Raw genomic sequence first — 12,271 nt, 5'->3', positions numbered from 1 at the left:
GGGACGGCAGCTCAGGCGTTGGCGGAGTTGTGTTTCCGGCCCATCCAGTCTTTGGCCGTCTCCACCGCCACGGCAGCATCGCGGCAATAGGCGTCAGCCCCGATGGCCTTGCCGAACTCTTCGTTCAGCGGCGCGCCACCGACCAGAACGATATAGTCATCGCGCTTGCCCTGTTCGATCAATGTGTCGATCACGACCTTCATATAGGGCATGGTCGTGGTCAGCAGAGCGGACATGCCCAAGATGTCGGCTTTTTCCGCTTCCAATGCTTCGAGATAGGCTTCGACCGCGTTGTTGATCCCAAGGTCTACGACTTCGAAACCCGCGCCTTCCATCATCATGCCGACGAGGTTTTTGCCAATGTCGTGAATGTCGCCTTTGACGGTGCCGATCACCATCTTGCCCACACGCGGCGCGCCGGTTTCAGCGAGCAGCGGCTTGAGGATCGCCATGCCGCCCTTCATCGCATTGGCGGCCAGCAGCACTTCGGGCACAAAGAGGATACCGTCGCGGAAATCCGCGCCCACGATGGTCATGCCGCCGACCAGCGCTTTGGTAAGCACCTCATAGGGTTCCCAACCGCGGTCGAGCAGGATTTGCACCCCTTCTTCGATCTCTTCCTTGAGACCGTCATAGAGGTCATCGAACATCTGCTGGACCAGTTCTTCGTCGTCCAACTCGGCCAGGATGATATCGTCTTCTTCTGACATGGTGTTTCCTTCTGCTGGGCGTGCAGGTGCATGACACTTGGGCCCTTGTCTCACGGAATGTTAGCGCCGGGGTCGCGGTTTGCGACATCGGCCGCGCCATGCGCGACGCCTTGGGGGCAAACTACTGCTTTTTGCGGTGTAAGGACAAGGGTTTGGACAAGTTTACTTGCTGGTGTTCGCACAATGTTCTAACCTTCTTTCATGGATAGGGAAGACCAGCGATTCCGCGTGCTTGGCCGCGCGGCAGGCAGCAACGATGCGGGCCGGTTTGAGGCCCATACTCGCGTGGCGGAGGACGATGGCTGGGCCCGGGAAGAGGTGCTTCCGGTGCTGCGAACCAGCACAAGCATCGAAGTGCCGCGCCGGGTGATTACCTACAACCGCTCGCCGGATTTGCCCTTTGACCGGTCGATCAACCCGTACCGCGGCTGCGAACATGGCTGTGTTTACTGTTTCGCACGGCCCAGCCACGCCTATCTTGGACTGTCGCCGGGGTTGGATTTTGAAACGCAGTTGATCGCCCGCCCCGAAGCGCCTCAAGTGCTGGCGCGAGAACTGCGCGCGAAACGCTATGAGGTCGCCCCCATCGCCATCGGAACCAACACCGATCCGTACCAGCCCATCGAAAAGACCCATGGCATCATGCGGGAGTGTCTTGAGGTATTGTCCGAGTTCAATCACCCGGTGGCGATTGTCACTAAGGGCAGCCTGATCGAACGCGACATCGACATTCTGGGCGATATGGCCGGGCGTGGATTGGCGGCGGTTGGCATTTCGGTGACCACGCTGGACGCAAAGCTCAGCCGTTTGATGGAGCCGCGCGCGCCAGCGCCGCAGCGGCGGTTGCAGGTGATCCGGAAGCTGTCGGAGGCGGGGATCCCGGTGCGGATCATGGCGTCCCCAATGGTTCCGGCGCTGACCGATCCGGAGTTGGAGGCGATCCTTGCCGCCGGGCGCGACGCAGGCGCGCGACATGCCAGTTGGATCATGCTGCGCCTGCCGCGTGAGGTATCGCCGCTGGTGCAAGAATGGCTCGCCACCCATTACCCCGACCGGGCCGAGCGGATCATGGCGCGGCTGCGCGATATGCATGGTGGAAAGGAATACGATGCGGGCTGGCACAAGAGGATGCGGGGCGAGGGGCCCTATGCGCAGATGGTGGCGCAGCGCTTTAATCTGGCAGTCAAACGTCTGGGGCTGACCCGCGCGGGCGTGCCACTGCGCTGCGATCTGTTTCGACCGCCCCCCGAAAGGGGCGATCAATTGAGCTTGTTCTGAGGCTCAGCCCCGGCGGCGGCCGCGGCGCGGTGCGCGCACCGGGCCTTGCCCGTCGGTGCCGTCGCTTTCGGACGAGAAATCACCGATCTCTTCGCGGATTTGCTCCAGCGTCGGGGCCGGGCCTTTTTCCGTGCTGTCGAGCGCTTCGCGCATCGCGACCAGATGCTCGGGCAGGGTGCCGCAGCAACCGCCGATGACGCTGGCCCCCGCGTCACGCGCCATGGTCGCATAGCGCGCCATCAACTCGGGCGTGCCGTCGTAATGGATGTGGCCTTCGACGTATTTCGGGATGCCCGCGTTGCCCTTGGAGATGATCGGCAGCGTGCCATTCTTGGCGGCGAAACCGAGTACCGTGCGCAGCAGGTCAGACGCGCCCGTGCCGCAGTTGGCACCATATGCCAGCGGTGTGTTGTCCAGCCCGTGCACCATATCGACCATCCCTTCGGAGGTCAGGCCCATCATCGTACGGCCCGCGGTGTCAAAGCTCATCGTGCCGCACCATGGCAGCCCCGCCAGCGCAAAGCCTTCGGCAGCGGCGCGGTATTCTTCGGGGGCGCTGATCGTTTCCAGCCAACCAATATCGGCACCACCAGCTTTGAGGCCGTCAGCCGTCTCGTGGAACATTTCAACGGCGAGGGAGTGGGTCAGCGTGCCGACTGGCTCCATAATCTCACCCGTGGGGCCGACAGAGCCTGCGACGATCACTTTGCGCTCGGCGGTATCAGCCACCTCGCGTGCCAGTTCGGCAGAGACGCGGCTCAACTCATGCACCCGCTTTTCGGCACCGTGCAGCTTCAGCCGCGAAGCATTGGCCCCAAAAGAGTTGGTCAGGAACAGATCGCTGCCCGAATCCACTGCAAACCGGTAAAGCTTGATGATCTTCTTAGGCTCGTCAGTGTTCCACATCTCGGGCGCGTCGCCTGACATCAGCCCCATGTTGAACAGATTGGTGCCCGTAGCCCCATCCGCGAGCAATGTGCCCTTTTCAGCCAAAAGATCGGTGAATGCGTTGCTCATGGGGGCTCCTGTAGGGTCTGGGAATTTCGCCTGATGTCACGATGGGTTCATGGGGGCAATCTCATAATATTCATCTTCATTATGAGGACAGGCAGGGCGGGTCACCCCGGCGCGTGGCCGGGGTGGAATGGGTTAGCTGGTCTCGCTCAGCAGTTGCGCTTTGGCTTCGGCCATCAGCGCCTGCATCTTGGCGCGGATCGTCGCCTCATCGGCGCGGTCGCCCAGATCGCCCGAGACTTTGCGGTAGACATCCTCGTCGCCCGCCTCTTCAAAGTCGGATTTCACCACCTCTTTGGCATAGTCGTCGGCGTCGCTGCCCGATTTGCCTAAAAGTTCAGCAGCCCAGAGGCCCAACAGTTTGTTTCGGCGCGCCTCGGCGCGGAATTGCATCTCTGCATCATGGGCGAACTTGCTTTCAAAGGCATTTGCACGGTCGTCAAACTTGCTCATAGCGGGTCTCCGATTGCTGGTGTTACCCTATTCATATGCGGTTGCCCCCGCCTTCCCACAAGTGGCGCGTCAAAGGTGACGGGCCATGCTTGCAGCAGCGGGGTGGTTGCACTAAGAGAAGCGCAAGCGGCGGGGATGTTCCCGGCCCCCTGTTGGAAAGGATGCCCATGGCCCGGCGCAACAAGATCTACGAAGGCAAGGCAAAGATCCTCTATGAAGGTCCTGAGCCCGGCACCATCGTGCAATATTTCAAAGACGATGCCACCGCCTTTAACGCCGAGAAGAAAGCCACGATCGAGGGCAAGGGCGTGTTGAACAACCGCCTGTCCGAGTTCTTTATGACCGGGCTGAACAACATCGGCGTGCCGACGCATTTCATCAAACGCCTGAACATGCGCGAGCAACTCGTGCGGCAGGTTGAGATCATTCCGCTGGAAGTGATCGTGCGCAACTATGCGGCGGGCTCCATGTCCAAGCGTCTTGGCATCGAAGAGGGCACGCAACTGCCGCGCCCGATTGTCGAGTATTGCTACAAAGACGACGCGCTTGGTGATCCGCTGGTCACCGAAGAGCATATCGCCGCCTTTGGCTGGGCAACCCAGCAAGACATGGACGATATCCTAAGCCTCGCGCTGCGGGTCAATGACTTCATGTCGGGCGTGATGATGGCCGTTGGCATCAAGCTGGTGGACTTCAAGATCGAGATTGGCCGCGTTTACGATGGTGACTTCCAGCGTCTGATCGTCGCGGATGAGATCAGCCCCGACAGCTGCCGTCTGTGGGACATCGAGACAGGCCAGAAACTCGACAAAGATGTGTTCCGCCGCGATCTGGGTTCGCTCACCGATGCCTATACCGAAGTGGCCAAACGTCTCGGCGTCATGCCCAAGAACAATGCGCCGGTGTCCAAGCCGACGTTGATCAACTAACGCGGCTTCGCCGTTTAATTTGCAGATGTTACAAAGGGGTGTCGCGCCATGAAAGCACGGGTGCATGTGATGCTGAAGAACGGGGTGCTCGACCCTCAGGGCGAAGCTGTCCGCCACGCGCTCGGAGCCTTGGGCTTTGACGGGGTGAACGGTGTGCGTCAGGGCAAGGTGATCGAGCTTGACCTCGCCGAGGGCACGACCGAGGCCGATGTGACCGCCATGTGCGAAAAGCTCTTGGCCAATACGGTGATCGAATCCTATTCGGTGGAGCTGGCCTGATGCACGCAGCGGTAGTTGTCTTTCCCGGGTCCAATTGCGACCGCGACCTTGCCGTGGCTTTCAAAGCCGCGGGCGCCAAGGTTTCCATGGTCTGGCACAAGGACAGCGAACTGCCGCAAGGCGTTGATATGGTAGGCATTCCCGGCGGGTTCTCCTATGGGGATTACCTGCGTTGCGGGGCCATTGCCGCGAATTCGCCGATCTGCCGCTCTGTGGCGGCTCATGCGCAGCGCGGCGGCTATGTGCTGGGCATTTGCAACGGATTTCAGGTGCTGACCGAAACCGGCCTGCTGCCCGGCGCGCTGCTGCGCAATGCGGGGCTGAAGTACATCTGCAAGACTGTCGGCCTCAAGGTTGAGACCACGGCGAGCGATTATACCTCTGGCTACGACGCCGGTCAGGTTGTCAACATTCCAATCGCGCACCATGACGGCAACTATTTTGCCGATGATGAGACGATTGCGAAACTGCGCGGCGAAGATCGTGTGGCGTTCAGCTATGCCGAGAACCCGAATGGTGCGCGTGATGATATCGCGGGCATCCTTTCGGAAAACCGCCGCGTGTTGGGCATGATGCCGCACCCCGAGCGGGCGGCGGAAGCGGCGCATGGCAACACCGACGGGGCGGCGCTCTTCCGCGCATTGACCGGTGCTTTGCAAACCGCCTGACTTGAGTGCGTTGCGCGGAGCGCGTAAGTTGCCGCGATGAGTGATACATCCGGTTCCGAAGGCAATAGCATGGCCGTATCCTGGCGGGTGCGGTTCGCGATTGCGTCGCTGATGATCCTCGCCGTGGTGACGATCTCAATCACCAACAAGCTGCTGACTGACCGTTTTACCGAAAGCACCCGCAACCGCGCGGAACTGCGCATCGCACTTTACAGCGGCAACCTACTGGCTGAGTTGCGGCAAAACGCCATTGTACCACAACTTTTGGCGCGCGACCCCACGTTGATCGGCGCGCTGCAATCGGCGGATTATTCGCTGTCGACACAGCGGCTTATCTCTTTCGTTGAGGAAATCGGCGCGGCATCCTTGATGCTATATGACATCGACGGGCGTACCGTGGCGGCGACAGACCGTAACCGCCTCAGCTCCGCCCATAAATCCGAGCCCTATTTCGTCGATGCCATCCGCTCTAATGCGACGATCTTTTCGACCATTGAGCGTGAGCAGGGCGGCTATCGCTTCCTCTATTCGCGGCGCATGCAGTCTGGAGGGACCACACTTGGGGTGATCGCCGTTGAGGTTGATCTGCAAAAGTTTGAACGGGCCTGGGCCGGGATCTCGGACGCGGTCATCGTGATGGACAGCACGGGCGAGATTATCCTCGCCACCGAGTCGCGTTGGCGCGGGCTGACAGAGCCCGAAGCGCTGGCCAACCACACGCCCCAAAGCGCGATTGAACGCGCCATTCAGGCCACCACCGATTGGACCGCGCTGCCGCCCGATGCCTATTTGCAGGGCGAGGCGGTGATGCGGCTGGAAAACCGGATACCGTTCCGCGGCTGGCGGATGAGCAGCTACACGACCTATGCCTCGGTCCGCGAAAAGGTGAACGGCGTGCTAGCGTTGGAGGTCATGGGCTTTGCGATCCTGCTGGCGCTGGCGTTCTATTTCCTGAGCCGCCGCACGGCGGGGCGGCTGGCGATCTTTCAACGGGAATCGGCGAAACTCAGGGCCCTGAACCTTGCCCTCCAACGTGAGATTGCTGAGCGTAAGCGGGTGCAACAGACCCTTGCCGTGGCCGAGCAAACCCTTGAACAGTCATCGAAACTGGCGGCTTTGGGTGAAATGTCCGCCGCCGTCAGCCATGAGTTGAACCAACCGCTTGCCGCTATGAAGACCTATCTGGCAGGCGCGCGGCTGCTTTTGAAACGAAACCGGCAGGATGAGGCGCTGTCCTCCTTCGGGCGCATTGACGATCTGATTGAACGGATGGGCGCAATCACCCGGCAGCTTAAATCCTATGCCCGCAAGGGGCAGGAGGCTTTCTCTCCGGTTGATATGGGCGCGGCGCTGGCGTCTTCCCTGTCGATGATGGAGCCACAGTTGCGCCAGCGACAGGTCCAGATCAGCCGCATCCTGCCCGATAATCCCGTCATGGTAATGGGAGACCGTATGCGGATCGAACAAGTTATGGTAAACCTGTTAAGAAACGCATTGGACGCAACAAAATCGGAACGAAACCCTCAGGTGGACATTATACTATCAGCGGGGGAGACGGCGACATTAACCGTGCGCGACAATGGCCCGGGGATTGAGGACTTGGACGCGCTGTTCGAACCTTTCTACACGACCAAGCAGCCCGGCGACGGCGTTGGGCTGGGTCTTGCCATTTCATCGGGGATCGTCAACGACCTTGGGGGACGGCTTATGGCGCGCAACGGACAAAACGGTGGCGCTGTATTTGAGATGCAACTGCCTATATTGGCAGATGAAACGAAGATTGAAGCGGCGGAGTGAACGCATGGCTCAGGCAATGAAAATCGCGATTGTAGATGACGAACAGGACATGCGGCAGTCGATCAGCCAATGGCTGGCCCTTTCGGGGTATGACACGGAAACCTTTGGCAGCGCCGAAGACGCGCTGAAAACTTTGGGGCCGGATTATCCGGGCATCGTCATCTCCGACATCAAGATGCCGGGCATGGACGGGATGCAATTCCTGAAAAAGCTGATGGGCAGCGACTCGGCTTTGCCGGTCATCATGATCACCGGTCATGGCGACGTGCCGATGGCGGTTGAGGCGATGCGAGTCGGCGCTTTCGACTTTCTTGAAAAGCCCTTCAACCCCGACCGGATGAGCGAACTGGCCAAAAAGGCCACCAATGCGCGCCGTCTGGTGATGGACAACCGCGCCCTGCGGCGTGAGCTGTCGGACGGCGGCCAGCTGATGAAAAAGCTCATCGGCCAATCGCCCGTCATGGAACGCCTGCGCGAAGATATCCTCGATCTGGGGCAGGCCGATGGGCATGTGCTGATCGACGGAGAAACCGGGACCGGTAAGACCCTCGTGGCCCATGCGCTGCACGCGGTCGGCAGCCGCGCGGGCAAGAAATTTGTCCTCGTCTCCTGTGGTGCTCTGGAGGAAGACGCGCTCGCCAAGCGGCTGTTCGGCCCGATGCAGCCCGAAGACGCGCAACTGCCCGCCATCGAAGAGGCGCGCGGCGGGACACTGGTGCTGGAAGACATCGAAGCCCTGTCCGAAAGCCTGCAGGCGCGGCTGTTAAGCGCCATCAACGAACAAGGCACCCCGGCAGAGACACGAATCGTCGCCATCTCGAACCTGCAAGAAGCCGGGCGTACCTCAGAAGACGCGCTGCGCTCGGACCTGTTTTATCGTTTGGCGGCGCTCCGTATCACCGTACCGCCGCTGCGCCAACGTGGTGAGGATATTCTGACGCTCTTCACCCGTCTGAGCGATCAGTTCGCGGATGAATACGGCTGCGAGGCGCCTCAGGTTTCCGCTCAGGAGGCGGCGCAGCTCTTGCAGGCGCCATGGCCCGGCAACGTGCGGCAGCTCATCAACGTGGCCGAACGCGCGGTGCTGCAATCGCGCCGCGGCTCGGGCACCATCGCCTCGCTTCTGATGAGCGACCACGACGAAATGCAGCCGGTGATGACCACCGAAGGCAAACCGCTCAAGGAATATGTCGAGGCGTTCGAGCGCATGTTGATCGACAACACCATGCGCCGCCACAAGGGCTCTATCGCCAGCGTGATGGACGAGCTTTGCCTGCCGCGTCGGACGCTGAACGAGAAGATGGCGAAATACGGGTTGCAGCGGTCAGATTACCTCTGACCACGCACCTTAAGCAGCGCGGCTTAACCGCTGCGCTGCTCTGCAATCTCGACCGCTTTGCCATTCGGATCGGTGATGCAGGACCAACTCGCGCCGCCGGGTACGTCAACGATATGACGATAAAGCTCCACCACAGGGCGTGTTGTATTGACGGCGACACCCGTCGCGCCGGTTTGCTGGGTCACCGCGGCCGCGCAGCTTTTCTGCCCGCGCAACTCGGCCAGCGCCGCCGGATTATCGGCCACGGCGATCTCATCACAGGCGGCGAGGCCCAGAAGGGTCAGACACAGCGCGGGGCGCAGGAATATTTGCATGAAGCGGTCCTTTGAAACTCTGGGCCGCGGGGGCGGCAAAGCAATTCTATGGTGCCGCCCAGCGATCCTTGCGGCGACAGTCTGAATGTTTCCAAGCCCATGCGCCTTGTCAACCGACCCGAGTTAAACCGCATTTGACTGTTGCTCATTCGATTGACCATTGTGTTTCACCCCTTAAAGCCCTTAACTAGCCGGATAAGTCCTGTAACGCCCGACTGGCGTATGGTGACTTTTGACAGTTTCGCTGCCGTGCCAGCCCGACACCGGGGGGCCAGCAGACCGATTGGGCCGGAAACGGCCGAAGAACCGCTGATATTCGCGAGGGTTAGCCCAACCGAAGCACAGCTAATTAATGGATGGGAGAGGCGCAAAGGCCCTCGCATCGGAGAAGAACCGCGATGACGCGCGCAGATGCTCAGAGCAGACAGATGGGGGCCATTCGTGGCCCTGCTGTAGCCGCGTCCTCCATCGCCCTGACAAGTCACACCTCCCAGCCCGATGCCCCGCCAGGGGCCTTCCGTGCGCGGGTGCTGTGCATAATGGATCTATGTCTAAGAAAATGCTTATCGATGCCACCCACGCCGAGGAAACTCGCGTTGTGGTCGTGGACGGAAACAAGGTCGAAGAATTCGATTTTGAATCAGAAAACAAACGCCAGCTTGCCGGCAATATCTATCTAGCCAAAGTTACACGGGTCGAACCGTCGCTTCAGGCTGCCTTTGTTGACTATGGCGGCAACCGTCATGGCTTCCTCGCTTTCTCGGAAATTCACCCCGATTATTACCAGATTCCCGTGGCCGACCGTCAGGCGCTGCTGGAGGAAGAACGCGCCTACGCCGAAGCGCAGGCGGCCAAGGACGACGAAGACGAAAAGCCCAAGCGGACCCGCTCGCGGTCGCGCAGCCGGTCAAAGAGCCAAGCGGCTGAGACCAACAGCGATGATGCCGTAGTCACCGCCGAAGTCGCCGACGACAACAGCGATCAAATCGCCGGTATGGAAACCGTCGATCTCGACAGCGAAGAGGGCAGCTCGCCCATGGAGCGGGTCGCGGAAACGCCGGTCGAAGAGCCTGAGAACGGCGAAGCCGATACCGAGGTTGCCAAGGACGATGAAACGGCTGTGGCTACGTCCGATGACGCTGACGCCAGCGACGCCCAGGCCGACGATGCCGACAGCGAAGACGACAAAGGCAGCGATGCCACCGCGAAAGACGATTCCATCGAATCCGTCGCCGACGAAGATGACAGCGAAGACATCCGCCTCGTGCGCAAACCGCGCCCGCGCCGCTACAAGATTCAAGAGGTCATCAAGGTCCGCCAGATCCTGCTGGTGCAGGTCGTCAAAGAAGAGCGCGGCAACAAGGGCGCGGCGCTGACCACCTACCTCAGCCTCGCGGGTCGCTACTGCGTGCTGATGCCCAACACCGCGCGCGGCGGCGGCATCTCGCGCAAGATCACCAATGCGGCTGACCGTAAGAAACTTAAAGAAATCGCGACCGAGATCGAGGTGCCGAAAGGTGCCGGCCTCATCGTGCGCACCGCAGGCGCGAAACGCACCAAGGCCGAGATCAAGCGCGATTACGAATACCTCCAGCGCCTCTGGGAGCAGATCCGCGAGCTGACGCTGAAGTCCATCGCGCCCGCGAAAATCTACGAAGAAGGCGACCTGATCAAACGCTCGATCCGTGACCTCTACAACCGCGAGATTGACGAGATCCACGTTGAGGGCGAGCGCGGCTACCGCATTGCCAAGGACTTCATGAAAATGATCATGCCGTCCCACGCCAAGAACGTGAAGCTTTACAACGAGAGCCTGCCGCTCTTCGCGCGCTATCAGGTCGAGAGCTACCTCTCGGGCATGTTCAACCCCACGGTGCAACTGCCCTCGGGTGGCTATATCGTGATCGGCGTGACCGAAGCGCTGGTGGCGATTGACGTGAACTCTGGTCGGGCCACCAAGGAAGGTTCGATCGAGCAGACCGCGACCAAGACCAACCTTGAGGCTGCCGCCGAAGTGGCGCGTCAGCTGCGTCTGCGTGACCTCGCGGGCCTGATTGTCATCGACTTTATCGACATGGATGAGCGCAAGAACAACGCCGCCGTCGAAAAGATGATGAAAGACAAGCTCAAGACCGACCGCGCGCGCATCCAAGTGGGCCGCATCTCGGGCTTTGGCCTGATGGAAATGTCGCGCCAGCGTCTGCGTCCCGGCATGATCGAGGCGACGACCCAGCCTTGCCACGCCTGCCACGGCACCGGTCTTGTGCGCTCGGACGACAACCTCGCGCTGTCGATCATCCGCCAGATCGAGGAAGAGGGCACCCGCCGCCGCTCCCGCGAAGTGCTGGTGCGCGCCCCCGTGGGCATCGCCAACTTCCTGATGAACCAAAAGCGTGAGCATATCGCCAATATCGAGATGCGTTACGGCATGTCTGTGCGGATCGAAGGCGACCCAACCTTGGTCAGCCCCGATTTCCACATCGAGAAGTTCAAGACCGCCACCCGCACCGTGCCGCCCGTCTCGGATCACGTCGTTTCGGTCGATACATCGCTGATGGATCAGATCGACGAGGATGAGAGCGCCGCAGAGGTCGAAGTGGAAGAGGCACCCGCCGCACAGGAGGCTGCCCAGTCCGAGAACGGAAACGGGAATGGCAACGGCAATGGTGAAGAGGGCGAGGGCAAATCCAAACGCCGCCGCCGTCGTCGTCGCAGCCGGGGTGGCCGTGGCCGCAATGGCAATGGCGATCAACAGAATGGTGCCGACGATCAGAACGGCGGCCAGCAGCAGGAAGCGGCGAAGCCGGACGAAGGCGACAAAGTGCAACCGGTAGAAGCGCAGGCAGCGCAGGCCGACACCGACGCCGCGCCCGCCGCCGAGGAAAAGCCTAAGCCCAAAAGCCGCAGCCGGTCGCGCAAGCCCAAGGCCGAACTGGCCCCCGAAGCGGAACCCGCGCCCGAAGCGCTTGCCGCCGCAGAAGGCGAAACGCCACAGGTCAGTGCCGAGACCGAAGGAGAAGAGACGCCCAAGCCCAAGGCTAAGCGCAGCCGCCGGACCAAGAAACCCGTGACGGAAGCGGCAGAAGAGACGGTGACAACAGACGCCGTGGCGACCGAGGAAGAGGCCGCACCCGCGCCAAAACCCAAACGCCGCAGCCGGGCCAAAGCCAAGCCAGTAGAGCCGGTTGCCGAAGCCACGCCCGAGGCGATGACCGAAGCACTGCCGACCGAAGCGCCGATCGCGGCCCCGTCGCCGGAAACGGCCACACCTGTCGCGGAAGCACCGCAACCTGAGCCGCAGCCCGAACCCACGGCCCAGCCGGTGGAAGCCGAAGCGCCCGCTGCCGAAACGGCTCCTGAGCCGGTGGCCGAAAAGGTGGAAGAGCAACCCGCCGAAAAGCCCAAGCCCAAACGGCGCGGCTGGTGGTCACTGGGCAGCTAAGCCACGACATATAAAAGGAAACGGCGGGCTTTCAGGCCCGCCGTTTTC

11 protein-coding genes are annotated in these 12,271 nt (G+C 61.1%); 7 read left to right on the top strand and 4 right to left on the bottom strand.

Features of this window, described 5'->3' with window-relative positions; genetic code table 11:
• Window positions 1-11: 11 nt before the first annotated feature.
• Window positions 12-710: a corrinoid protein gene (locus tag T8A63_RS09280; RefSeq protein WP_093926142.1), complete on the bottom strand. Its 699-nt coding sequence runs from the start codon at window positions 708-710 to the stop codon at window positions 12-14.
• Between the two features lie 201 nt (window positions 711-911).
• Between T8A63_RS09280 and T8A63_RS09275 the strand changes: the two genes are divergently transcribed.
• A complete protein-coding gene (locus tag T8A63_RS09275) occupies window positions 912-1,988 on the top strand; it encodes a PA0069 family radical SAM protein (protein ID WP_322343597.1) in 1,077 nt (358 codons plus the stop codon).
• A gap of 3 nt (window positions 1,989-1,991) precedes the next feature.
• Here the strand turns inward: T8A63_RS09275 and bmt are convergent, their stop codons facing one another.
• Both bmt and T8A63_RS09265 read right to left on the bottom strand, forming a co-directional pair.
• Window positions 1,992-3,005 (bottom strand): betaine--homocysteine S-methyltransferase, encoded by a 1,014-nt coding sequence (gene bmt / locus T8A63_RS09270; protein WP_067939794.1) that lies wholly within the window; start codon window positions 3,003-3,005, stop codon window positions 1,992-1,994.
• A 132-nt stretch (window positions 3,006-3,137) separates the two neighbouring features.
• Window positions 3,138-3,455 (bottom strand): DUF1476 domain-containing protein, encoded by a 318-nt coding sequence (locus T8A63_RS09265; protein ID WP_322343596.1) that lies wholly within the window; start codon window positions 3,453-3,455, stop codon window positions 3,138-3,140.
• Window positions 3,456-3,622: 167 nt separating this feature from the next.
• Here T8A63_RS09265 and purC point away from each other — a divergent pair, with 167 nt between their 5' ends.
• The 5 genes from purC (at window position 3,623) to T8A63_RS09240 (ending at window position 8,467) form a co-directional block, all read left to right on the top strand.
• A complete protein-coding gene (gene purC / locus T8A63_RS09260; protein WP_067629081.1) occupies window positions 3,623-4,384 on the top strand; it encodes a phosphoribosylaminoimidazolesuccinocarboxamide synthase in 762 nt (253 codons plus the stop codon).
• A 48-nt stretch (window positions 4,385-4,432) separates the two neighbouring features.
• A complete protein-coding gene (gene purS / locus T8A63_RS09255) occupies window positions 4,433-4,663 on the top strand; it encodes a phosphoribosylformylglycinamidine synthase subunit PurS (RefSeq protein WP_067629083.1) in 231 nt (76 codons plus the stop codon).
• Window positions 4,663-5,331 carry a phosphoribosylformylglycinamidine synthase subunit PurQ gene (gene purQ / locus T8A63_RS09250; protein WP_322343595.1) on the top strand — a complete coding sequence of 223 codons (669 nt, stop codon included), beginning with the start codon at window positions 4,663-4,665 and terminating at the stop codon, window positions 5,329-5,331. The genes purS and purQ overlap by 1 nt, the downstream gene beginning before the upstream one ends.
• Window positions 5,332-5,400: 69 nt before the next feature.
• Window positions 5,401-7,128: a sensor histidine kinase gene (locus tag T8A63_RS09245; RefSeq protein ID WP_322343594.1), complete on the top strand. Its 1,728-nt coding sequence runs from the start codon at window positions 5,401-5,403 to the stop codon at window positions 7,126-7,128.
• A 4-nt stretch (window positions 7,129-7,132) separates the two neighbouring features.
• Window positions 7,133-8,467, top strand: a complete 1,335-nt coding sequence (locus T8A63_RS09240; protein WP_067624654.1) for a sigma-54-dependent transcriptional regulator — start codon at window positions 7,133-7,135, stop codon at window positions 8,465-8,467.
• Window positions 8,468-8,490: 23 nt separating this feature from the next.
• Here T8A63_RS09240 and T8A63_RS09235 read toward each other — a convergent pair whose 3' ends face one another.
• On the bottom strand, window positions 8,491-8,781 hold the full coding sequence (locus tag T8A63_RS09235; RefSeq protein ID WP_322343593.1) for a hypothetical protein: 291 nt from the start codon (window positions 8,779-8,781) through the stop codon (window positions 8,491-8,493).
• 547 nt (window positions 8,782-9,328) lie between these two features.
• Here T8A63_RS09235 and T8A63_RS09230 point away from each other — a divergent pair.
• Window positions 9,329-12,223, top strand: a complete 2,895-nt coding sequence (locus T8A63_RS09230; protein WP_322343592.1) for an Rne/Rng family ribonuclease — start codon at window positions 9,329-9,331, stop codon at window positions 12,221-12,223.
• The last annotated feature ends 48 nt before the right edge of the window (window positions 12,224-12,271 follow it).

The organism is Sulfitobacter sp. OXR-159 (assembly GCF_034377145.1).
Taxonomy (GTDB): Bacteria; Pseudomonadota; Alphaproteobacteria; order Rhodobacterales; family Rhodobacteraceae; genus Sulfitobacter.
The sequence above is the reverse complement of the archived record's forward strand: the minus strand, read 5'-3'. Positions and strand labels throughout refer to the sequence as shown.